Annotated in this window: 22 protein-coding genes and 1 other annotated feature; of the genes, 3 read left to right on the forward strand and 19 right to left on the reverse strand. The window is 32.3% G+C overall.

Annotated elements, in window-relative coordinates:
* Window positions 1-17: 17 nt before the first annotated feature.
* The 13 genes from cydC to ACWCL1_RS00810 form a co-directional block, all read right to left on the reverse strand.
* The gene (gene cydC, locus ACWCL1_RS00750) at window positions 18-1745 is read right to left on the reverse strand and encodes a thiol reductant ABC exporter subunit CydC (protein WP_454545014.1); all 1728 of its coding nucleotides are present in this window, start codon (window positions 1743-1745) and stop codon (window positions 18-20) included.
* Window positions 1742-3454 (reverse strand): thiol reductant ABC exporter subunit CydD, encoded by a 1713-nt coding sequence (cydD, locus tag ACWCL1_RS00755; protein WP_454545015.1) that lies wholly within the window; start codon window positions 3452-3454, stop codon window positions 1742-1744. Before cydD ends, cydC begins: the two co-directional genes overlap by 4 nt.
* Window positions 3454-4473, reverse strand: a complete 1020-nt coding sequence (cydB, locus tag ACWCL1_RS00760) for a cytochrome d ubiquinol oxidase subunit II (RefSeq protein WP_454545016.1) — start codon at window positions 4471-4473, stop codon at window positions 3454-3456. The genes cydD and cydB overlap by 1 nt, the downstream gene beginning before the upstream one ends.
* Window positions 4474-5892 carry a cytochrome ubiquinol oxidase subunit I gene (locus ACWCL1_RS00765; protein WP_454545017.1) on the reverse strand — a complete coding sequence of 473 codons (1419 nt, stop codon included), beginning with the start codon at window positions 5890-5892 and terminating at the stop codon, window positions 4474-4476.
* A gap of 119 nt (window positions 5893-6011) precedes the next feature.
* A complete protein-coding gene (gene hdhA, locus ACWCL1_RS00770) occupies window positions 6012-6815 on the reverse strand; it encodes a 7alpha-hydroxysteroid dehydrogenase (RefSeq protein WP_454545018.1) in 804 nt (267 codons plus the stop codon).
* Window positions 6816-6957: 142 nt separating this feature from the next.
* Window positions 6958-8301 carry an APC family permease gene (locus ACWCL1_RS00775; protein WP_454545019.1) on the reverse strand — a complete coding sequence of 448 codons (1344 nt, stop codon included), beginning with the start codon at window positions 8299-8301 and terminating at the stop codon, window positions 6958-6960.
* Between the two features lie 154 nt (window positions 8302-8455).
* Complete coding sequence (locus tag ACWCL1_RS00780) at window positions 8456-9802, reverse strand: MFS transporter (protein WP_454545020.1); 1347 nt, start codon at window positions 9800-9802, stop codon at window positions 8456-8458.
* 253 nt (window positions 9803-10055) lie between these two features.
* On the reverse strand, window positions 10056-11312 hold the full coding sequence (gene tyrS, locus ACWCL1_RS00785) for a tyrosine--tRNA ligase (RefSeq protein ID WP_454545021.1): 1257 nt from the start codon (window positions 11310-11312) through the stop codon (window positions 10056-10058).
* 71 nt (window positions 11313-11383) lie between these two features.
* Window positions 11384-11588 (reverse strand) — a binding site (T-box leader).
* A gap of 85 nt (window positions 11589-11673) precedes the next feature.
* Window positions 11674-13083, reverse strand: a complete 1410-nt coding sequence (gene tyrP, locus ACWCL1_RS00790; protein ID WP_454545022.1) for a tyrosine-tyramine antiporter — start codon at window positions 13081-13083, stop codon at window positions 11674-11676.
* Window positions 13084-13162: 79 nt separating this feature from the next.
* Complete coding sequence (tdc, locus tag ACWCL1_RS00795) at window positions 13163-15004, reverse strand: tyrosine decarboxylase (protein ID WP_454545023.1); 1842 nt, start codon at window positions 15002-15004, stop codon at window positions 13163-13165.
* A 377-nt stretch (window positions 15005-15381) separates the two neighbouring features.
* A complete protein-coding gene (locus ACWCL1_RS00800) occupies window positions 15382-17196 on the reverse strand; it encodes a heavy metal translocating P-type ATPase (RefSeq protein ID WP_454545024.1) in 1815 nt (604 codons plus the stop codon).
* A gap of 308 nt (window positions 17197-17504) precedes the next feature.
* On the reverse strand, window positions 17505-17654 hold the full coding sequence (locus ACWCL1_RS00805) for a hypothetical protein (RefSeq protein WP_454545025.1): 150 nt from the start codon (window positions 17652-17654) through the stop codon (window positions 17505-17507).
* A gap of 175 nt (window positions 17655-17829) precedes the next feature.
* Window positions 17830-18573, reverse strand: coding sequence for a hypothetical protein (locus ACWCL1_RS00810; protein WP_454545026.1), 744 nt, complete (start codon window positions 18571-18573; stop codon window positions 17830-17832).
* Window positions 18574-18797: 224 nt separating this feature from the next.
* On the opposite strand from ACWCL1_RS00810, the gene ACWCL1_RS00815 reads away from it, so the two are divergent.
* The 3 genes from ACWCL1_RS00815 (at window position 18798) to ACWCL1_RS00825 (ending at window position 19911) form a co-directional block, all read left to right on the forward strand.
* On the forward strand, window positions 18798-19334 hold the full coding sequence (locus ACWCL1_RS00815; RefSeq protein WP_454545027.1) for a helix-turn-helix domain-containing protein: 537 nt from the start codon (window positions 18798-18800) through the stop codon (window positions 19332-19334).
* Between the two features lie 125 nt (window positions 19335-19459).
* Window positions 19460-19660: a DUF1659 domain-containing protein gene (locus ACWCL1_RS00820; protein WP_454545028.1), complete on the forward strand. Its 201-nt coding sequence runs from the start codon at window positions 19460-19462 to the stop codon at window positions 19658-19660.
* Between the two features lie 17 nt (window positions 19661-19677).
* Window positions 19678-19911, forward strand: coding sequence for a DUF2922 domain-containing protein (locus tag ACWCL1_RS00825; protein ID WP_454545029.1), 234 nt, complete (start codon window positions 19678-19680; stop codon window positions 19909-19911).
* A 49-nt stretch (window positions 19912-19960) separates the two neighbouring features.
* On the opposite strand, the gene ispD is transcribed toward ACWCL1_RS00825, so the two are convergent.
* The 6 genes from ispD to rfbC all read right to left on the reverse strand — a co-directional run bounded on the left by ispD (window position 19961) and on the right by rfbC (window position 25327).
* Complete coding sequence (ispD, locus tag ACWCL1_RS00830) at window positions 19961-20683, reverse strand: 2-C-methyl-D-erythritol 4-phosphate cytidylyltransferase (RefSeq protein ID WP_454545030.1); 723 nt, start codon at window positions 20681-20683, stop codon at window positions 19961-19963.
* 12 nt (window positions 20684-20695) lie between these two features.
* The gene (locus tag ACWCL1_RS00835; protein WP_454545031.1) at window positions 20696-21739 is read right to left on the reverse strand and encodes an NAD-dependent epimerase/dehydratase family protein; all 1044 of its coding nucleotides are present in this window, start codon (window positions 21737-21739) and stop codon (window positions 20696-20698) included.
* Between the two features lie 2 nt (window positions 21740-21741).
* Complete coding sequence (locus tag ACWCL1_RS00840) at window positions 21742-22818, reverse strand: NAD-dependent epimerase/dehydratase family protein (RefSeq protein ID WP_454545032.1); 1077 nt, start codon at window positions 22816-22818, stop codon at window positions 21742-21744.
* Between the two features lie 22 nt (window positions 22819-22840).
* Complete coding sequence (gene rfbD, locus ACWCL1_RS00845; RefSeq protein ID WP_454545033.1) at window positions 22841-23686, reverse strand: dTDP-4-dehydrorhamnose reductase; 846 nt, start codon at window positions 23684-23686, stop codon at window positions 22841-22843.
* Window positions 23687-23749: 63 nt separating this feature from the next.
* Window positions 23750-24751 (reverse strand): dTDP-glucose 4,6-dehydratase, encoded by a 1002-nt coding sequence (rfbB, locus tag ACWCL1_RS00850; RefSeq protein ID WP_454545034.1) that lies wholly within the window; start codon window positions 24749-24751, stop codon window positions 23750-23752.
* Between the two features lie 6 nt (window positions 24752-24757).
* Window positions 24758-25327, reverse strand: coding sequence for a dTDP-4-dehydrorhamnose 3,5-epimerase (gene rfbC, locus ACWCL1_RS00855; RefSeq protein ID WP_454545035.1), 570 nt, complete (start codon window positions 25325-25327; stop codon window positions 24758-24760).
* Window positions 25328-25337: the final 10 nt, after the last annotated feature.

A 25337-nucleotide genomic window follows, 5' to 3' on the forward strand; every position in this document is an offset into this window, starting at 1 on the left:
TCACCCTCTTTTTTCTTTTAAAATTCAAATCCTGCATCCATTTGCATTAATTGTTGGTAATGCGAATTAGTTTTCATCAATTCGGTTGGTGTGCCTTTTAAAGTAAAGTTGCCATCTTCAATAAAGACCACTTGATCAACTGCATTGACTCCTTGTAAATGATGCGTTACCCAAATAATGGTATTATGTTTTAACGTTTCAAAAAAAGTATTTAAAATTGCTTGTTCTGTGATTGGATCCAGTCCAACAGTTGGTTCATCTAGTAAAACGATTGGTGGATTCTTTAATAAAATCCGTGCAAGCGCAATACGTTGCCGTTCTCCACCTGAAAAGCGCATGCCCGCTTCTTCAACATTAGTACGAATCCCTTGAGGTAATCCTTTAACTAAATCTGCAAGTTGCACTTTAGCAAGAACTTCCCATACATCAGCCTCACTTGTCTGTTCATTTCCCATTCTAACGTTATTTAAAATTGATGTATTGAATAAATATGGCTCCTGATCAATTACACCAATGTAATTACTAATTTGAGCAGTTAAATCCGCTGTTTGCACACCATTTAAAGTAACTTCTCCAGCAGTAGGCACTAAATCTCCTCGAATTAAGTTTAACAGTGTACTTTTTCCTGAACCACTGCGTCCTAAAATTGCAATTTTTTCGTGAGCTTGAATGTCTAAATTAATATCATTTAAAACTTGCTTTTGGGCATACTTAAAACTTAAATGACTGATCTTAAGTTCATACGGAGCATGTAAAGTGAGCGTTGCATCTTCTTGCACATTATCAACTGCAGGTAACTGATTTAACCTTTGCGTTGATTCTTTATACATCACACTTTGTTCAGCGGCTGCTGAAAGGGGACGAAATGCATCCATTAAAGGTAAAACAGCTAAAACAAAAGCTGCAATCCAGTTAGTTTGTCCGTTATTTCCCGAGAAATGATTTGCTGCCCAGTAAGTTGTAATTAACATAATTACCATTACAGCACCTTGAAAAACTACATTTCGAATACTATTAATATGACTAATTTGGTTCTTTACTGCCGTAACTTTCTTTTGTGCATTCCGATGATAGTCAATGTAATCTTGACTGCGTTGACTAAAAATCCAATCTGAAACTCCTAAAACATTGTCAGTTAAATCATTATATAGTTGAGTAGTTTCTGTTTTTCGTTGGAGTTGCTTAGCACCATTGATAAGCATTGAGCACAGCGGGAATAATACTAAAAGTACTAACATTACTAATGCCATCATCAGTGCAAACCACCAAGAAAAAAATCCTAAACAAATAATAACAATGCCATAAACTAGCCATGCCACCACAGTTGGAAAAATAGTCGTTAAATATAAATTTTCTAAATGATCAATATCATCTGTTAGCATTCCAAGTAAATCACCTGTTTTTTGATGATTTTTCAAAAAGATTGCATCATTTTCAAGTGATTGATAAAGTTTTAGTCTTAAACTTGAAACCATCTTTAATACCCAATTATGACTCGTTAAACGCTCGGCATAACGGAAGGTGGGACGACCAATTCCAAATGCACGGGTTAAAACAATTGGCACATAAATCATTAAAATATTTTCTGGCATTGTAGCTGCCTTACTAATCAAGTATCCAGAAGTAAACATTAGTCCACAAGCACAGACAATCGTGAAAACACCTAAAATCAATGCAAGAATCATTGCCCCTTTATATTTTTTCAAAAATGGTTTAACCCATTGATCTTTTGTTCTTGTTTTCATTTATCCTGCACCTTCTTTAACATTTGTACTAATGCTCCTTTTTGCGCAATTAATTCAGGTAATGTTCCTTGTTCAGTAATTTGTCCATCTTTAAGTACAATAATATAATCCATTTGTTTGAGCCAATGTAATCGATGAGTCGCAAAGAATACAAGGTGTTGATCCATAATTGGAAGCATTTTTTCTTTCAACTCTAATTCCGTTTCAATATCAAGGTGAGCAGTCGGTTCATCCAATAACATGATATGTCTTGAATGATCTAAAAAGGCGCGTGCAAGTGCAATCCGTTGTGCTTGACCACCACTTAAAGCCCGTGCACCTTCACCAATTAATGTATCTAATCCTTCTGGAAGTTCTTGAATCAAATCATCTAATCCGACAACCTTAATGGCCCGATTAATTTCTTCATCCGTTGCATTGGGAGTATAAAAACTAATGTTTTCTTTTAATGAACGTTGAAAAATATATGGTTTTTGTGGAATATACAATAATTGTTTTTGCCAATCGAGCTGATCAAAAGAATCGATTTTATGCCCATTAATTATAATTTCACCCTTAACAGGAGGCAAAAAACCACTTAAAGTATTAATTAGTGTACTTTTTCCTGAACCACTTAAACCAACAATCCCAATTTTTTGGAATCCATGTACTGAAAATGAAATGTTTTGTAGTGCAGGCATTTCATCATAATCTACTTGTAAATTTGAAATTGTGAGAACAGCTTGACTATTCCATTCTTCAATTTTACTTACTTGAACTTGGGGTGTTGGCATTTTTAAAATTTCAGTAATTGCTTGAAAAGCATTTTTTCCATCCAAAGTTGCGTGATAGTCGCTTCCAAAATTTTGAATTGGTAAAAAATACTCTGGCGATAAAATTAAAATTGCAAGGGCATAAAACAATGCAATTTGCCCATTCATCAACCGAAAGCCAAGACAAACTGCAATAATTGCAATCGACAATGTTGTAAAAAAGTCCAATGCAAAACTTGAAGTCAAGGCAACGACCAATGTTTTCATCGTTGATTTTCTAAAACGTTCACTTGTAGCGTAAATGCTATGTTCATATTCACGATTAATCCCAAGTTGCTTCAAGGTCTTTAATCCCCGAATAGAATCGGTAAAATAATTAGCAAGTTGTTGAAAATTAGCGTATTGCTGGTTTGCCTTACTTTTAGCGGCTTGTCCTAAAATAATCATGAACAAAATAATCAATGGAAAGGCAATTAATAAGATTACACCACTAATCCAATTTAAAACAAAAGTTACAATTAAGACAGCAAAAGGAATGATCATCATGTCGATTGCTTTTGCTAAAACTAATTGCAAATATTTTTCGACCTGATCAATTCCTTCCATTGCCATGGTTACAACATTTCCGGTCCCTTTTTGGCGAATTAAAACCGGACCGAGTTGAAAGACTTTATTTAAAAGTTTTTCACGCAAACAAGTTGCTTGATTACGTGCATAGGTAATTAAAAACTTATCTCGCCAAGCATCACAAATATAGCGAAGTAAAAAAGCAGTTCCAAAAACAACTAATGCTAAAAGGTCACTTTGAAACGAATGTCCTTGCCATAACCTTGTAATTGCCCATGAAAGTGATAAACCTTGAGTAATAATACAAAGTGCTTGTAATGTTGAATTAATTACAAGCAAAGTCATAATTTTACGGATTCCAGGAAGTTTTAAAAGTTCCTTATCAAACATTAATATCCTCCATTTTGACGGACTTCTTTAAGTGAAATTCGTTTCCGGAAAATATAGTAAGCCCAAATTGTATATGCAATGATAAATGGCAAGATTGAAATTGCGGTAATACTCATAATCTTCAATGTATATGGACCAGATGAAGCAGTCGCAATCATCAAACTATGATGTGGATTATTAGCAACAATTAACCGTGGGAATAATCCACAAAAGACTAATGCAACTAACGCAATCAATGAAAAACCAGTTGATAAAAATGCGCCAAGTTCTTTTTGTTTGAAAGTGCAAGCATGTCCAATAATACTCAAAACCACAATTACAACTAATAAGAAACTGACGATTACAGGATGAACTTTAAAGAAGTCTGTATTAACAGCTAAAAGAATTCCAAAAATAATTAAACCGACATACAATATCCAATAAAGTAATTGACTGTAATTTCTTGCACGTTCCCGAATATCACCCGTTGTTTTCAATGCAATGTAGTTTAATCCGTGTAAGTAGCAAAGTAACATGAGGGCAATTCCCCCTACAATTGAAAACCAGTTAATATAATCAAAGAAATTACCATAGATGTTACCTGCTGCAGTAATTGGCATTCCCTTAATCATTGTCATGAACATTACTCCAAATAAGAATGGAACAATGGCACTTCCAATTGTTAAGGTCCAATCCCAAATTGGCTTGAATTTTGCTGGCATCTTGCTTCTAAATTCAAAGGAAACACCACGCACAATCAAGCCTGCAAGGATTAATAATAAAATAATGTAGTATCCACTAAATAAAGTTGAGTACCAAAATGGAAATGAGGCAAACATTGCTCCTCCTGCTGTGATCAACCAAACTTCATTGCCATCCCAAACCGGACCAATCGTAGCGATTAATTGCGACTTTTCGTCCTCATCATGTGCTAAAGTTTGAATTGCCATTCCAGTTCCTAAATCAAAGCCATCAAGGAAAAAGAAACCACAAAATAAAATTCCAATTAAAACAAACCAAAGTAATTGTAATGCACTCATTTAAAATGCCTCCTTATCAAACGGATCATAGGCTTTTGGACTTACAATTTCATCGACTGATTCAGGTCCTTTTTTCAATTGTTGAACCACAAGATAAATCATTGTAATGCTAAGTGCAGTAAATAAAACAAAGTATACAATGTTAGATGTTAACACTGAAGCAACGGTTGAAGTTGGCGAAACACTTTCATAGGTTGTGAATAACCCATAAACTGTCCACGGTTGCCGTCCTTCTTCTGTGATTAACCACCCTGCTGTATTTACTAAAAATGGTGAAAATGTTAGTAATCCTAAGATCCAAAGCATCCACCGCCGCTTGAATAACTTCGGTTCATCGCCTTTACCCCGAAGCATAATTAAACCAATAATTGAGGCTAACAGTAAAATTGCACTAAATCCGGCCATTAATCTAAATGAATAGAAAAGCAAGTTTACTGGCGGATAGTAATTATTTTGTTTACCATATTTCTTTTCAAGGTGTTTGTTGATATTATTCATTCCTTCAACTGAACCAGAGGCTTTATGATATGATAAAATACTTAACATGTATGGAATTTCAAGTGAAAAATCATTTTTATGCTCTTTTTCATCTGCCCAACCAATTACACTCCATGGTGCGGGACTACCAGTATCTTTATATACAGACTCCATGGCAGCAAATTTCATTGGTTGTTCTGTTAACAATTGACGCATTTGAACGTCACCGGTTCCCATCGTACCAAGGGCACCAATCATTGTAATAATTAACCCTAGACGAATTGATTTTTTATAAAATTTATTTTCAGGTTTAGCTTTCTTTTTACGTAAAACTTGAAATGCTGACATTCCAGCAACTAAAATTCCGCCCATTAAAAATGCAGCACACATTACATGTGAAAATTCTAGCCAAACTTGTGGATTAGTAAGTAAAGCACCAAAATCAGTCATTTGAGCATGTCCATCCTTAATGGTGTAACCTACTGGATGTTGCATAAATGCATTTGCAGTTAAAATCCAAAATGCAGATAAAACTGAACCTAAAACAGTAAACCACATAAATAATACATGGAGGCCTTTTTTAACTTTTTTCCAAGTAAACATCCACAAACCTAAAAAGGTTGATTCCATAAAGAAAGCAAACAATGCTTCAAAGGCTAATGGCGCACCAAAAATATCTCCAACAAACCGTGAATATTGTGACCAGTTCATCCCAAATTGAAACTCTTGAATAATTCCTGTAACAACACCGACCGCAAAACTTAGAAGAAAAATATTCCCCCAAAATTTCGCCATTCTTTTATAAGTTTCATCTTTTTTGATAACATAAATTGTTTCCATAATTGCCACTGCAATTCCCATTCCGATTGAAAATGGAACAAAGAAAAAGTGGAAAATTGTGGTCATCGCAAATTGAAACCTTGATAATCCAACAACTGTCATATCGATTCCCTCTTTTATTTTATGTACACAAGAGATTGTGATATGGAACGCAATCTCATTGTTAAATTCAAAGTAACGAGATAACAAATGTAATTTTGCTATCTTCTAATATGTTAATGCTATCCCTTAGAACTACCATTCATTACATCGCCATAAATTGGTGTTGGCATTCCAAAACCACCACAAACTGGCAATAATTCACCTGTAATATAGCGAGCTTCATCACTTGCTAAAAAGGCCACTGCATTGGCAATGTCTTTTGGTTCAACAATTTCACCCATTGGAACATTCTTCAAAAATGTATCTAAAAATTCTTGAGACATGTTTTGCATTGCACCATCTGTTTTTACTAATCCTGGTAAAACAGCATTGCAACGTACTTTTTGACGTGCATATTGAGTTGCAATGTTACGTGTTAGTGAATTGATTGCTGCTTTTGAAGTTGTGTATGCAAGGCGGGAAACATCTGGAGTAGTGCCCGCAATTGAAGAGATGTTAACGATGTTACCTCCATTTTCTTGCTTAACCATTTGTTCAGCTGCATAACGTGAACTGTAGTAAACACTTGCAATATCTTCTTGAACAATATCAAAAAACTTGTCTGGATCACCAGTTGTTAAAGTTTTATCATGAATAACATCTGTAGTTCCAAAGTTATTTACTAAAATATCCAAATGTCCTGCATCTTTAACAACTTCATCGATCATTGGTTTATATGTATCAGAATCCATTGCATTATAAATTACTGAACGATACCGGTCGTTTTGTGAATGTAAATCAGAAGTTAACTTCCGATTCTTCTCACTATCACGTACGGCCATATAAACAGTCGCACCATCTTCAACAAATTTTTGCGTAATTGCAAACCCAATACCCCGACTTGATGCAGTTACAATTGCTACTTTTCCAGTTAAATTTGCCATAATTATTTCTCCTAACTGTTTAAATTTATTGTTCACAATATAGTTATATACCTATAGTCTTAATAGTTCAACTGATTTACATAGTATATATAAAATTAATTTAATAAAAAAGATTCAGTAAAAATTACTGAATCTTTTACATTTATTCCACTAAATCCAAGTCTTTAAACCCTTGATTTTTCTTTTTTAAATAGCAATAAACTGGCACTCCAATTAACGTTGCAACAATTCCAACTAAGGTGATTCCAAATTGAGTAAATAAAGTATTTACTAAAATGAACATTCCACCTAAAGTCGCAATCATTGGAATCCATGGATATAAAGGCACCTTATATGGTCTGTTCAAGTTTGGTTGGGTTCTTCTTAAAAAAATAACCGCAATAAATGCCATTACATAGAATACCCAAATAACAAAAATAAGCATATCAGTGATTTGATCAAATGAACCTGAAAGCATCATTAAAACCGTAATCACATACTGGATTAAACCTGCAACAAAGGGAACACCTGCTTTATTAAGTTTAGCAAAAGCATTGCTAAATGGTAACTTGCTTTGTTTTCCCATAATATAAGGAATTCGCATTCCTGTCATGGTATAGCCGTTAATTGTGCCATAAACCGAAATTAAAATTCCGATCGTGACAAGCTTACCTCCAATACCACCAAAAATGTGTTTAGCGGCAAGTGAAGCTGCATTTAAGTTACCAGAAATTGAACTAATTGGTAATACCCAGAAAAAAACAGCGTTAACAAGCATGTATACAATCATAATAATTGTTAGTCCAATCGCAATTGCTTTAGGAAGATCTTTACGCGGATTTTTCATTTCCCCGGCAATATTTCCAACATGAATCCAGCCATCATAAGCAAACATGGTTGCCAGTAAAGCATTGCCTAATGAAGTTGCAAATGAGTGATGTACGCCTGCTTCAACTGGAAATAAAGAAAAATTCGTTCCGCCAGAATGCATAAAACCGAGTAAAACAATTGCAGCTAATGGAAGTAATTTAATTACTAAGGCAACAGATTGAACCCAACCACCTAATTTGGCACTAATAAAGTTCAACAACGAAATTGATAATGCTACAGCCATTCCAATTGGGATGATCCATTTGTTATCTATCCCTAATAAATTACATGTTTGTGTCCCAAATACAACTGCTAAAGCCGCAATTGCAGCTGGAAAGTAAATGATTGCCTGTGCCCATCCAGCTAAAAAACCCCAAAATTCGCCATATGAATGTTCAATGTAACGGGTCAAACCGCCAGTTTCTGGAAAGGCAGCTGCTAATTCAGCACCCGTCAACCCTGCACAAATTGTAATGACACCGCCAATCAGCCATGCTAACATTGACAAACTCACCGAACCAGTTGCTTCAGTTACCGCTGAGGCTTTAAAAAACACACCTGAACCAATCACGGTTCCGGCTACTGTTGATAGTGCTGCTGTAAATCCAATTGTTTTCTTCAAACCGTCATTACTCATTTTTTCACTTCCATTCTATTTTCCAAAAATTGTAAACTATTTTTCCTATTATACAGTCTTTTGGACGGAGAGAAAATAGCTTGGAAGATAAATTGTTCTAAAAAATAAAACTCACTAGTCATTATAACTAGTAAGTCTTATCTTTATTATTCTTCTAATTCAATTTCTGATTCATTTCTACATCTTTATTTTCACGCATTAAAATGTAAAATAGTAAGAATAATGCCATAAATGCAGCGGCATACAATACCGTATTACTTGCTACCCAACCAAATTTTGCTACTAAAATTCCAATTAAGGCAGTTGCAAGGGTTTCACCAAAAATGTATTGGAAAAATCCCATAAATCCAGTCGATGATCCAACCGCAAATTTTGGAACGGCTTCATTAACCATCAATCCAACTAAAGTTAATGGAGCGTAAATCAAGCTTCCCATAATAAGCAAAATAATTACAATCAATGTATGATTTTGACTGAAGAAATATGTTGTTAAACATGCAATTAAACCAACTACACATCCAATACAAACAATTGCACGATGATTTTTTAACAAATCAGAAATTGCCCCAATTAAAATGACTCCTGGTACAGCGGCTAATTCAAAAATACCCACAAGCCATTTTGAAAAGTCTGGACTAAATCCTTTTTCAACTAGGTAACTTGGAATCCAACTCATAATTCCATAACGAACTAAATATAAGAACATTGAAGTTAACGTGATTGCCCACACCATCTTATTATTTAAAATATACTTTAAGAAAATTTGCGTTAAGCTTAAGTTCGAAACTTCCTTGTCGTTTTCTTCTCCATTATCAAGTTGAACAGTATCACCAGTATATTCTGCGATACTTGGCAAGCCAACCGTGGTTGGCCGATCACTTCCAACTAATAAAATAAAAATTCCAATAATAATTGCAACAGCAGATGCAGTATAGAAAACTGCACTAATTGAGCCAGTAAATAAGAATGTGGCTAACTGAACAATGGCAACACATACAAAGGCACCGGCATTATGTGCTGATGACCAAATTGAATAGATTGCACCACGTCGCTTCTTTCCCCACCATAATTGAACAGTTTTTTGACAAGCAGCGGCTCCCATTCCTTGTGCAATTGACATTACTAACATTAAAAACATCATTATGTAAAAGTTCTTAGTTGATCCTAAGAAAATGTTCAAAATTGCAGAAAAGAACAAGCCGGCTGCTAAATAATGATTTGGATTACTTTTATCGCTCAGTGCACCCATAAATAGTTTTGAAATTCCATATCCAATACCAAAACATGATAGAATCAATCCAATTTGAGCAGTTGAAAATCCATATTCTGCCATGATTGAAGTTTGTTCAGTTGTGAAAATTAACCGAATAATATAATATCCTATATACCCTATACAAATTGACAATAATACCCCTGTTTGTCGTAACATGTATGTTGACTTAATTTTATCAGCTGGAACTTTCTTTTCAGAATCTGGTGCTGGTTTAAAAAATGAAAACATAGCATCAACTTCCCCTCGTTAAATACTACATCCCGGGATATTTTTATTTTACCAATATCAGAAAACGTTTTCAATGTGGTTGTTAAATTTTTTTACAATAATCAAAAAAGCACTAAAACAAAGTCATTCAACTTTATTTTAGTGCTATATCAACTATGACGTTACATAGTTTTAGCAAATATACATTTTTAATTTCAATAATTATAGGGAAAATAACTTATTCTTTGGGATTATCTACATAAATTACTTTTCTTTACTTATTTACTTTAGCCAATGTGTATTTCTTTTTACCTTTACGTACAACTACATACTTACCATCGATGGCTTGACTTGGATCAATTTCATAATCTAAATCACGAATGCGATCCCCATTAACTGTAATTGCACCATTTTGAACATCTTCTCGTGCTTGGCGTTTAGATGGTTCAATCTTATTATCGACTAACCAATCAATAATATTAGCTTTGCTGCTTGAAATTTCTACTGAAGGCATTTTTCCGAAGACTTGTTGAATTTCTTCACCATTTAAATCTTTGATACTACCATTAAATAGTGTTTCAGAAATTTTTTCAGCTTCTTCCATTGCTTCTTTGCCATGTACAAATTCAGTAACTGCACGCGCTAATGCACGTTGAGCTTCACGTTTTTCTGGTTGAGTTTCTACTTTTTGAGCTAACTCTTCAATTTCTTCGTGACTTAAAAATGTGAAGTACTTCAAGTATTTAACTACATCACGATCATCTTGATTTAACCAGAATTGGTAAAATTCATATGGTGAAGTCTTCTTGGCATCTAACCAAATTGCTCCTCCAGCTGTTTTACCAAACTTTGTTCCATCGGCCTTAAGCATCAATGGGATTGTTAATCCATATACTTTTGCATCTTGCCCTTCTTTTTTATGAATCAAGTCAACACCAGCTGTTATGTTGCCCCATTGATCGGCACCACCGACTTGTAATTGAATGTCATTTTCTTTGTACAAGTGTAAGAAGTCCACTGATTGTAAAATTTGATATGTGAATTCAGTAAAGGAAATTCCGTTTTCTAACCGACTAGCCACGATATCTTTTTTGATCATCGTGTTCACACCAAATTCTTTCCCATAATCACGTAAAAAGTCTAATAAATTAATTTTTGATAGCCAGTCATAGTTATTTACAAATGAAATATGACCACTTCCACCAAACAAGCGGGTAACTTGTTCGGTTAAACTTTTCACGTTATGTTGAACTTGTTCCATTGTTTGTAATTGCCGTTCAGTCTTACGACCACTTGGATCACCAATTGAACCTGTTCCACCACCAATTAAAATATATGGATGGTAGCCGGCTAATTCAAACCGTTTCAACACAATAAATGGAATTAAGTGTCCAATGTGCAAACTATCTCCAGTCGGATCTGTTCCACAGTATAAAGAAATCTTCTTTTCTTTTAATAATTCACGCAAACCTTCTTCATCAGTTTCTTGGTTGATTGCGCCACGCCATTTTAAGTCTTCTAAGATGTCCATATAAAATACCTCCAGTTTTTATAACCCTCAATTATAACCCGAGATGAAAAAAGTCCCTAGACAATCACTTGTCTAGGGACGAATTTTATCTCCGTGGTACCACCCAACTTCGTATGGTTACCACGATTAATTTAATAACCATACCTCTAATGCTATATAACGCTAGCTAGCATGCATCATATTTGAAAACGTAATTCGAATCACACCACATGTTAATTCACAACAACCATTAACTCTCTGAAATGTTGGATGCTCTCTACTTCATTTTCAATGCTAATATTAATATTTACCTATATTAAAAAATAAGTGGCAAAAAAAGTCAAGGAATTATTTTAATTTTTTTACAAAATTTCTTTGCCAATTATTGTTGCTTAATATCTTCTTGAGCTTCAGTATACCATTGGTCTTTTTTCAGTTTATCAATAATTAATGGAATAATTGTCAATACAACTGTGATTATTAACATAATAATCGCATTCATTAAAGGTTGACCTACCAATGAAATAATTCCAATCAATAAAATACCAAACAAGAACATTACTGTCATTATCCAAGCTAAGCCATTTCCATTTTTACCAATTCGGTAAGGACGATCCATATCTGCTTTTGAATAACGTAATTTGATGAATGAAACACCAATAAATAAATAGATAATGCAATATAATAACGTTGTTGTATTAACTAATGTTAAAAATACAGTATTGATATTTGGCAATGCATACATCAAAGCAAATAATGAAATACAAATTGATTGAGTCAAAACAACATTTTTAGAAACGCCATATTTATTTTCTCTTTGAAAATGCCATTTTGCTGGTACTAAACCTTCTTTTGCAACTTGAATAATAGTTTGTGATGGTCCAGTTACCCATGCAGAAAGTTGTAAAATAACTCCAATAAAGGCTAAACCACTAAAAATGTTAGCAATAATTGTTGGCCAACCCAAAATATGACAGAACAAAAGAATTGGTTGAGTAATGTTTGTTAATTCTGTACTACCTTTCGGTACAACATCCGCTACAAAAAACGCATTAACAATATTCAAAAAGATTAGCCCAATTAAAGCAACGATTAAACCACGAGCAAAATTCTTAGTTGCATCCTTAATACGTGGAACATAAACACCAGCAGTTTCGATCCCTGTGAAAATAAAGGCAATTGCACCTACATATTTAAGTGAACTTGTATCTGTAGGCAACAATTTCATTGGAGAAAATGTTCCTAACACTGTTCCTGGTTGAATACCAACTTTAATAAATGAAAATACTCCCATTACAACCATTACAGCAACTGGAATATAAACACCTAACCAAACTCCAATACTACCACCAATTTTAGCCATATCAAACTTAAGATTTAAAATTGTAATAATCCAATAAATTACTAAAATACAGCCTAACGTAAACCAGTGATTATTTCCTAAAGTTGTATTACCAATCGTATTACCTAAAAGTGGTCCTAAAGTTGAAGCTACCATTACCATTCCAGGAAACATTTGAACCCAAAGTAACCAAGCAGTAACAAAGCCCCATTTTTGTCCTAGAGCTGTTTTTACCCATAATTGTGGGCCACCCGCATCTTGTAGCATTGTTGAAAGTTCCCCTGACATTAGTGAAACGGGTAAAGCAAAGAACAAAACTGCAAAAATCATCCAGAATAACATTTGCCAACTTGCTGCAGCTAAAGTTGGAATACTACGCACAGTAGCAACCATGGCCATAACAATACCAACAAACGTTACAAAACCAATTTTATTACTTTCTTTTGACATTTTAACAACCTCTTTTACACTTATATAGCCCAAAAGAATTCAACTTTCGGGCTATATAAAATTCAAACTTTATAATTATTTACTTTAGTAAACGTGTTAGTTTTTCTTTCATGGCAGATTTTATTTTACCTGCATATTCTTCAAAATTGTCCTTATCATACATTAAAGGTGTAAGTACACATGCACGAAGAATTGTTATTTTACCTGCGCGTTTCCATTCTTGATCATCAAATCCCATACTTTCTACATACTTCAATGGACTATCTCCATAGTCTGGAATTGAAAAGTCTGTATGAGATGTAATGAAATCATTATTATAAATTGGACCATCATTAAATGAAGCTTCATCATAAAAGTCATGATTGAATTCATTCATCTTCTTAAGATCTGTATTTCCTTTTATATTAAATGTCCAATCTACCATGTTAAAATCAGGACTAGTTAATGGATGTACTTCAACTTCTTGGCCATTAATATTGAAACTTAGATCACTTAAAAAGTCATAGAAACGATGTGATGCTTCTACTGATCTACCAATTAATTTACCATAACCAGCAACATTAAGTGGTAATACATGATGAGCTGCCCAAACAGCTGCTGCAGTTGCACCTGCCTTTGAGCCTTCAAGAATGTATGCTCCTAACATAGATGGTGCTTTTGAGCCTTTTTCAAATACGTATGTTGCAAAGTATGAAATAATGTTACGTAATCGAATGTCACGAATAGCTATTCCGCCAGCAGAATAAGGAATATATCCCATCTTATGCGGATCAACGGTTACTGATTCAGCTTCTTCAATTGCCTTAAAAGAATTATAAACTTCTTCACTAATATATTCTTTGTCTTCTTGAAATACTCCATAGTCTTGATGAACTTTTTGCAAATCCTTATAAGGAATAAAGTTACCATCTTCATCAATAAATAATGTACGTGCATAACCACCATATGCTGCATCAACATGAAGATAGAAATAAATTCCTTCCTTCATTAACTTCTTGCGTAATTCAACAATTTGGTCAACTGGATCTACAGCTCCTTCTTCAGTAGAACCTACAACACCTACAACACCTAAAATTGGAGTCTTTTCTGCTACTAATGATCGAATAGTCTTTTCTAACTCATTAACTTCCATTCTATAGTTGTGATCTACTGGAATAGGAACGATTTGATCCAAGCCAATTCCAATAATATCAGCAGCTTTTAACCATGAATAATGTTTAGTTTGAGGCACAATCCATTTACCTAACTGTTTTAAGTTTTCTCCTCCACGAGCAGAATGTGCCTTTACTTCATCAATTTCTTCATCAGATAATTTTTCAAGTAAATCCAATATATCATCAGTTGGCATATTTAAAAGTTCCCATTCAGACTTACCATCAACTAATTCTGGTTTTACTTGTTTAATTGCTAATGGAATACTCTTAAGATTACGTGCATACCATAATCCTTCAAGGTTAGCAATAGAACCATCTGCTGCAATATGTCCCCAACCTTTTTTAAAACCAAACATATGAGCAAATTCATGTCCTACTTCTTCTTCCATTTGAGAAGTACCTGGTGAAGATTCGTATGCAACATTATTCCCATTCCATAGCATTGCATATGTATATGCTAAAATTGCTGGCATCAATGTTTCTGAATTCATATGACCCCAATAACGAGGTGAATGCCAAGGAACTGAATTACTCCGTAGACGAGTAGAAACTTCGTCTAATACTCCTTTCATCCGTTCAACTGTTTCTTTAAATTCAGCTGAATCCTTTTCTTTTTCACTGATTAATGGTTTATCTTGTGGCATATAATTTTTACGCCATCCAAGATGTTCATCAATTAAATCAGTAAGTACAGACTTAAATAGATCCCCATTTTCCGACTTTTCACCGATAAATAAGGCATCTATATTGATATCTTTATTACTCATAATAAGATACCTCCCTATAATTAAAATAATGTAGATAATCCCTTACTACACTTTCATTGTCCGCCTTTATTATGAAAATGTTAAATAATTAAATTTTATCAAAAACTATTTATGAATAAAAATTCGTTATTTAACTTGAGTTTTTTAATTTAATTTTTAATTATACCTCAATAAAACGTTATCATATAGCTATTCTATATTTTATTTAAAATCAACTATTTCATTTTATTTTTTAAATAAACAAAGATTCTTGTCATTATCTCTATGATTAATTTCTCCCTGATCCAACATTCTATTATTAAAAAGCACTAAAACAAAGTCATTCAACTTTATTTTAGTGCTATATCATCTATGCTTACTATCATAGATTTATTATTTTAATCATTACTTTTTGCTCCACGTGCTTTTAAGCTCCATAAAATAGAAACCGTATCCACCAACTCTTGGCACAACGCACCTAAAATAGCTGGTAGAATTCCTGTACATGCAATTAACATTAATACTATACAAATAATAATTCCAATTAAAACGGATTGTCTCGAAATTTTCATAGTATCACGTGCAATTACTATTGATTTCGCAACTTTTAAAAGATCATCCTTTAAAATTACAACGTCTGCCGCCTCACTTGCTGCCGTTGATCCATGTGCCCCCATTGCAATTCCTACATCTGCTGTCGCAAGTGCAGGAGCATCGTTTACACCATCTCCTACCATCACTACAGGCCGTAAATTACTAGGAATCGCTTTAATTATATCGATCTTATCTGAAGGCAATAATTCAAATTTAGTTTTAGTAATTCCCACTTTATTTGCGATCTCTATAGCAATATTTTCTTTATCTCCTGTCAACATTTCTAAATTATTAATATTTAATTTTTTTAATAGAGTCATTGTTTTAGCAGCTTCTGGACGAACTATATCTTTAAAAGTAATATATCCAGCTAACTGATTATTTATTGATATGTATACACACGTTTCATTTATTTTATGTAAGGATGATCCCCTCTTACTATCTACATAACTTAGTTTTCCTACCTTAATTAAATCTTGTTCATATTCTCCTTCAATACCATTTCCAACATTTTCCTTTAAATTAGTCATTTGAAGTAATTTTACTTGCTTTTTTTTGGCATAATCTATAATTGATCGTGCCAAAATATGATTGGAATTTTGTTCTGTAGATACTATAAATCTCAAAATATCTGTTTTTGAATATTTAGAATTCAAACTGACAATTTCATTAATTTTCAAACTTCCTTGAGTAATTGTACCTGTTTTATCAAAAGTTACAGTCTTAGTCATTGCTAATTTTTCAAGTACATTCCCTGATTTTACAACGATACCATTACGAGATGCTCTACTCATTCCCGCAACCATTGCTACAGGTGCTGCTAAAATTAAAGGACAAGGAGAGGCTACTACTAATACTTCAGCAAAACGAACTGGATCTTTACTTATAGCCCATGCTATTCCAGCAATGACGTAAGCAATAATTGTAAATGGTAAAGCATACTTATCTGCCATTCTTACAAAATTAGATGGTTCATTCTCGGCTTGTTTAACTAGTTTTATTAATTTTTGATATTGACTATCTTGTGCTAGCTTTTCTGCCTTTATTTTAATTAACGTATCACCATTAAGAGAACCTGACATTACATTATCATTAACTTGCTTTTCAATTGGTTTAGACTCTCCAGTAAGTGAAGATTCATTGACATATCCACTTCCTTCAATTACACGTCCATCAACCGGTACTAGTTCTCCTGGTTTTACAATTAAAATATCTCCAATTTTAACCTCATCTACATTTATGTCAGATATATTATTGCCTACAATACGATGAGCCTTATCAGGTGAATTATTTAACAATGCCTTCAACTCTTTATTAGCTTTTCCAGTTGCATAATCTTCTAAAGAATCGCCTCCAACAAGCATTATTAGAACAATCATCGCAGCCCAATATTCACCAACTAGTAAAGTAGCAATAATGGCTGTAATAGCTAGTAAGTCTACCCCATATTTACCAGACTTTAAAGTTTTAATCATTCCTATAAACATTGAGCAAGAAACCAATATTCCTACAATATTAATAATTACTTTAGCAACTAATACATTATTAAATACAAATTGTGCTATTAATGCCATTAGTGCAACACTTAAAATTATCCATAGCTTAGTTACGTTTTTCATACCTTCACTCCATAATCCATTTTTCTAATGGTCAAACTTTATTGCACATTGAGAAAATAACCATAATTAAGATACTATAATATTTACATTGCAAATGCAATAATCTCAATATTTTCTATAAACAGAAAAATTATAATGCTATTAATTATTGATATGCTCCTAGTAACAAATATGCCATTTAACACATTTACAATCCAAATTTGATAATTATAAATCAATAGATAAAATAAGCATTCTAATGATTAAAAATCATTGAATGCTTATTCTCCCCTAACTTATATTACAGTCTTTTTAGACATAAAAATATATTATTTATTATCTTCTTTAGCATGTTTCTTCTTTTCATGCTTTTCACGTTTCTTTTTGATCCCTAACTGTGATAAGTACCCTCCAATTGCATGAATTGGAACATAATCACTATCAGTAACAACTTTATGTTGTTTTTTATCATTACTCATACTTATCTCTCCTTCCCTAAAACATATAATAACACTCCTGACAATTAGTCCCAATTTATAACATTTAATACGGTATTTATTTTATGAGATCCTATCACTTACAAAATTCAAAAAAGTAATTTTTCATACAGTAAATTGTCTTCAAATCTATACATTTATGCCTACCTATTAAATTTTAATCAATCGTTAAATTTTCAATTCCATGTTGAAATTCTGGATAACGCTTTTTTAACGCTTCTATAATTTGACGATCAGAATAATCAAATTCACTTTTTAAATTCTCATAACAAGAAACATATACAAAGTATTTCATTAATTTTAAGGGACTTATATTAGAACATATACGAAACCGTTCTGGAACGTAAATAGAACACAAATCTTTGTTAAAAACTTTTAAAACAGAATAACACTTCATTGCACATGCATAATTATTTTGAAATAGTCGCGTGTTCATTGTAATATGCAACTCATGGTCATGATTGTTAATCTTTATTTTTAAATAATTAATTTCAGAAAGACGATGATGATCGATGTGATGAACCATTATCCAGCTGCCACTATGATGATAATTTCCTGAAAGTGGCATTAAAATAAATTGATGACCTAAAAGTGGTAGTTGACGAGTGGAACTTTCAAATCCATAATTCATCAAATAAAATCCCTTTAAAATGCTGTCATCAACAATGTGATCTTTAAAACTTTTCTTAAACTTTGCAATTAGTTGATTAGTAGTATATTGAGATAAAACCAATCTCCCATTTGTCTTTATAATGATCGACTTACATCCCCTAACTTGAATATCTAACAATGCTAAAGTTTGTTCTAAATCAATTTGAGTCAGTCGATCCATTTCAAGCGAGTAGTTAACACTAGATACCGTTTTATTTTGCATATTAATATACGTCGTATTTAATGTCATAAAATTTCTCCTTTAAAATATTTTTTATAGAGGTTTACTTAAACTGCACGTAACATGCTTCATAAACAACTTTAACTATTTCAATTCTTTTACTTGAATCTTATTACTTTTACTTCAACGTTTATTTCAATTAATCCTTTCTATATGATTTAATCATTAAATTGCAATTTGATGATTATGAATGAAAGGAACTTCAATGATAATTATCATTAATTACAAAAAAAATGAAAGATACATCTAAAACACTAGTAAGTGATGCATTTAAAGAAATATTAGATAATGAAGTTGTTATCTATGCAGTATTAAAGAGCCTCCACATCAATAAATACGCAAATAATTCACAAATTTGCTACGAAGATTTGCTTTCAGAGGCACGTTTTTTATATTTAGAAGCATATGAAACTAATCATAAGACTGGTAAAGCACGATTTAATTACTTTTACACTAAAATTTATTGGGGATTACTCAATAAAATAAAAAGAGAAAATTACATCAGTGATAAAGTCCAATTATCTGAAAACATTCCAGATTTTGATTGTAATCAAATTGATAAAACAGATTTACAAGAGTTAATTGAACAAAAAGAACTTCTAGATAAAATTCGTAAAGTGTGTAATCACAATGAGTGGTTCTTTATAAAAAAGCGATTTGAAGGGATTTCAGTTAAAGAGATTGCGATTTTGTGTGGTGTTAATCGAAGAACCGTTTATGAATGGCGCAAACGTTTAAAGAAGAAAATTGCATTGATTTTGAAAAAATAACCTCACATATTTCAAAGCTGATTTGTATATATAAATGTAAGGCGCGCGACTTACAAATATCATTTTCAAACTTGACAGTATCTAACGATACTTAACCAAGTTTTAGAAATATGGAGGAATATATTATGGATAAAAAATGGAATAAAACGTCAATCAGCATTAAGCATAATACAGCTGAAAATAAAACTCGTAAGCGTTCATTCAACAATTTGAATGCCAGTGCAACTGATGAAAAAATTTCTCAATTTGCACAAGTTGTTGAAGCATTAACTGGCGAAAAAGTTATGGACATTGTCGTAACTCATGCTGATACATTAACAGTTTAATATAGAGGAGGATCTGTATGAAAAAATTAGATTTAGGATTTAGATCATCAACTAGACGAACAACTCATCACCTTCAATTAAGCTACGTTCAAAAAGAACTTTCACCTGAAGAAGTTCGTAAATATATGGAACAAATCTCAACTTTGGGAGTCTTCTCTGATAAATATGGAGATTTAATTTATGCAACTCCTGTTTCAGCAAGTTATATTGATACAGAAGAGAAAGTTTTATTTGATGATTCGAAAAATTAATAACTAATTAAAGACAGGCTATGCTTTATCCTAAGCATAGCCTGTTTTCTTAGAGTCCATAAATTTGAGCATCTTCTCTTGCATCCAATAATGCGCGCATTGTATAAAAGTCGTCTGGAGTTGTAACTTTAATATTTTCTTGCGGACCATCAACTAAGTATAATTCATGTCCATAATGTTGCATCATAGAACATGAATCAATAAAATCATGCCGATTTTCTTGAATTGCTTTTTCATGAGCATCCAGAATGTCGCATAAATAGAAACATTGTGGTGCACGTGCTAATCTAGATTTTGAGCGATCAGGCACATCCACAATTTTTTCATTATCATTAACAATTAACACTGTTTCCTTAACTTTAACACTTGTAATTGCAGAACCATGTTTCTTTACAGAATAAATATCATCATGAAGTGTTTTTTGTCTAATTAAAGGCCGAACACCATCATGAATTAAAACAATATCCTCCTTGCGACTGCCAATTTCTTCAGCAGCTTTTAATCCATTAAAAATAGAATCTTGTCCTGTTTCCCCACCCGGAACAATTTTCTTAACTTTAGTAATGTTAAACTTCGTAATTAAATTCTTAAGATGATCAATCCAATCTTCAACGCATGCAATTACAATTGCATCAATTTCTGGACTGCTTTCAAAAATTTCTAAAGTATGAATGATAATTGGCTTATCATGAAGACGTAAAAATTGCTTGGGTAAATCCTTACTTCTCATTCGTGTTCCTACGCCACCTGCAAATATTACTGCTGTATTCATTGGGATTCCTCCTTAGTTCAAATAGTACTCAATTAATCTTCTATACATTTCTACTAAATTAACAGTAGGTTGCCATACTCCTCCTAATTTTTTTAACTTTTGATTACTTAACCATAGTTTTACATTAGGGGCATATCCCATATTTTCTTCAGGAATGTCAATTACTAATTGACTTTTTCCATTACTAAAATTATTAATAACTAACTGTGCCATTTCATAAATAGTCATGTGGTTTTCTTCATTAGAAACATTATATGATTCTCCGGCTTTTCCATATAACATCATTACCAACAAAGCCTTTATTACATCTGTTGTATATATGTAATTTCCTTCAGACTTTCCGTTTGTATGGAGAACAATATCTTGATTATTAATGACGCTTTTAGCAAATTGAGCAAATACCCGATTATCAGAAGGAAGTACACCTGCTCCAAATGTTTGTGCTAACCGGGCAGACATAACGTTTAGTCCATATTCTTTTGAATATTCTTTACACAAAACTTCACATAAACGTTTGCTTTCTGGATAACCAGATCTAATATCACTTAAATTTAGAGAGCCTAGATTATCTTCTGTTATTTTTCCATCTTGATTAAGTTGTCCATATATTTCCATTGAGGAAAGATAAATCATAGCATCAACATTATTTTTAACAGCTAAATCAAGCATTTCGCGAGTCCCTTCAACTGAAATCTCAATCGTTTCAACTGGAGATGTAATCATTATTTTTGATTGAGTTATTGATGCTCCATGTAAAATATAATCAATGTGATTTAAGTCAATTTTACCCGTTCCAAGCTCATGAACAATGAATTCAAGATCATCATTTCCTTGATATTCTTTAAATATTTTTTCTGCTTTTGCTAAATTTCTAACTAAACCAATTACTTTAATATTTAATTTTTGCGTTTTATTGATATAGAGCAAAAATTTAATAAACAATGAACCAATTAATCCGGTTGCACCGCTTACCAAAAACGTCTTATTACTAAATTTATTAAAGGGAATATTGCTACTTAAAATTTCTTCAAAATCTTTTTCTAGTATCTTTTCCATAATTACTTTCCTTGCTCAATAAATGACTTAATTAACTTGTTAAACATCTCTTTAGTATTAACTTGTGGAGTCCATCCTGCATCAATTAATTTTTGACTAGATAACTCCATTTGTAATTCAGGTACAAATCCACGCTCTTCAACATCACTACTATCTATAACTATTTTAGTATCTCCCACAATATCAGCAATAATTTTAGCCATTTCAGCAATTGAAATTGTTATTTTAGAATTCGAAACATTAAAAGTATCAGAGTGATCAATGTTACATAATACATGCAAAATAGCATTAATCATATCACTGATATATACATAACTGCGAATCTTTTTGCCTTCAGTTTTCATAATAATTTGATGAGTAGTTAATGCTTGACGCGTAAATTCAGCAAAAACTCTTTGATCATTTACAGTAACTCCTGCTCCAATCACTTGAGTAGGGCGTAGCGTAATTGTTGTAAAATCATATTCTTTGCCATAAGAAAGAACAAGTAATTCCGTCAATCTCTTAGCTTCTGGATAACTACTTCTTGTTGAATCTAAAGAAATCTTTCCATAAAAGTCTTCTTTAATTCTTCCATCATCTAATGAGGCTTGTCCATAAACTTCCATTGAAGATAGATAAATAAACTTATCTACACGTTTGTTTTTAGCAAAATTAAGTAATTTTCTTGTTCCCTCAAAAATTGAGTCAATCATTTTTAATGGACTATGATCCATGTCAGCTGAGCTAGTGTTAGCAGATGCATGTACCACATAATCTATTTTTTGAGGAAAATCATCTTCTTTAATTTTTTCATTAATATCTAAATATTTTAGATTAAAATTTGAAAAATTAGACCACTTCAAAAATATCTTCTGTGCTTTTTCTATATTTCTAGCTGTTGCAATAACATTGATATTAGCATCTCTTTTAACATTCATTTCCATTAAAGAATAAACTAACATCTTTCCAATTAATCCAGTTGATCCAGTAATTAGAATAGTTTTATTTTTTAATTTATCAATGTTTTTTAAATAATTTGCTGTAATTGCAACGCTATTAAGAAATTCTTTTGTTTCGAATGATGAACTAACTTTCATTATTTTTAACCTCGTTTAAAATTTATGCCTTATACCCTATTTCTTTCATAAACTTATGGAGTGATTCTTTCCATGTTGGAAATTCAAATCCAGTTTCTTTAGACAATTTCATAACCGTTCTCAACGGACGTTGAGCGACTGTTGGATAATCTTTAGTTTCAATTGGAAGAACTTTAACATCTTCATCTTTTAAAATTTCAGAAGCAAATTCATACCATGAAGCTTCTTCATCATCTGAACATTGATAAATACCATATGGACAATGGTTATCTGTTAAGTATAATAGAAATTCAGCTAATGTCTTAGCCCATGTAGGACGACCAACTTGATCACTTACAACTGTGATAGTATCATGTGTTTTAGCTAATTTAAGCATTGTGTAAATAAAGTTATTTCCTGCTTTAGCATATACCCATGATGTACGTATAATATAATATTTATCAAGTAAACTTTGAACAATTTTTTCGCCTAAAAGCTTAGTACGTCCATATTCATTTACTGGACCGGTTGGATCTGTTGAATCATATTCTCCAGCTACCCGATCACCTGAAAATACATAGTCTGTACTTACATAGTACATTACAGTACCATATTTTTTGCAAGCCTCTGCAATATTACGTGTCCCCTCAACATTAACTAATTCATCTAATTCCTTCGCTTCTTTTTCAGCTTTATCAACTGCTGTATATGCTGCACAATGATATACTCGTTCAGGATGATTTTTAGCAAAATATTGATTGACAGCTTTTTTATCTGTAATGTCTAGTTGAGAAGCATCTAACGCATCTACTTTTTCATCTCTTACTTTAAATAATTTTTGAAGTTCTGTTCCTAATTGTCCCGTAGCGCCTGTTATTAATACTGTCACTTTTTATCCTCCATTCTAAAAAAGAGGAACATTTCTTAATCGTTCCTCTCTGCCCATTAATCATTAGCCTTGGTAATCAAATCTATTAAATTTAGCTTTTTCAATTAAAGGACGCCACCAATTTTCATTGGCAAGATACCAGTCAATTGTTTCAACGATTCCTGTATCAAATGTATATTTAGGTTTCCATCCTAATTCTGATTCAATCTTAGTTGGATCCATTGCATAACGCTTGTCATTTCCTAGACGATCTTTAACATATTCAATTCGGTCTTCACAGTTTAATCTCTTAGCAATAATTTCTACAATTTGATTGTTTGTTCTTTCATTATGTCCACCAATGTTATATACTTCACCAGATTTACCTTTGTGTAGTACTAAATCGATTGCTTGACAGTGATCATACACATGAAGCCAATCACGTATATTTTTACCATCACCATAAACAGGTAATGATAGTCCATCTAATCCGTGTTGAATCATCAATGGAATTAATTTTTCTGGGAATTGATAAGGTCCATAGTTATTTGAACATCGTGTAATATTTACGTTCATTCCATATGTTTCATAGTATGAACGTACTAAAAGATCAGCTGATGTTTTACTTGCTGAGTATGGTGAATTAGGTGCTAATGGAGTTTCTTCTGTAAAGTAGCCCTCATCACCAAGTGTGCCATAAACTTCATCAGTTGAGATTTGTAAATATTTTTCAAGATTCTTGCGTTTAGCAATATCTAAAAGATTTAATGTACCTTGAATATTTGAGTCAATAAATATTCCTGGATTAACAATTGAGCGGTCAACATGACTTTCAGCAGCAAAATTGATGATTGTATCAATTGTATAAGTATCAACTAGATATTCTACTAATTCACGATTTGTAATGTTACCATGAACAAAAATATGATTAGGATTATCTTTTAAATCATCTAAGTTATGAATATTACCAGCATATGTAAGTAAATCAAGATTAATAATTTTATAATCTGGATATTTTTCTAACATGTAGTGTACAAAATTTGCGCCAATAAAACCTGCTCCACCAGTTACTAAAATATTTTTCATAATCAATTAATCCTTTCTATATACAAAATTTAAATCAGCATCTTTTAATTGAGGGTGATGTTGATCTTTTTCTGATAAAATAAGATGTTTTTTTGGCATTGGCCAATCAATATTCAAATCTGGATCATCAAATGCGATTCCACCATCAGCTTCTGGATTATAATAGCCATCAACTTTATAAGCAACATTACAATTTGGTGTTAAAGTTACAAAACCATGTGCAAATCCTTTTGGAACTAATAATTGGCGATGATTATATTCGCTTAAAATGAAACCTTGCCATTGTTTATATGTAGGAGAACCCTTACGAATATCAACAATTACATCATAAATAACACCTGTAATTGCACGTAATAATTTTGTTTGTGCATATGGTGCACGTTGATAATGAAGTCCTCTTAATACACCTGGTTCCGTAGACAATGATTGATTATCTTGAGTAAATTCAATATTAATTCCTGCATCTTCAAATTTATTTTTTGTGTATGATTCTGTAAAAAAACCACGATGATCACCAAAAACATCTGTTTCAATAATCTTTGCATCCATTAACTTAGTATCGATTACATTAACCATAAAATCTTCC

This window comes from Ligilactobacillus sp. LYQ135, assembly GCF_053711055.1.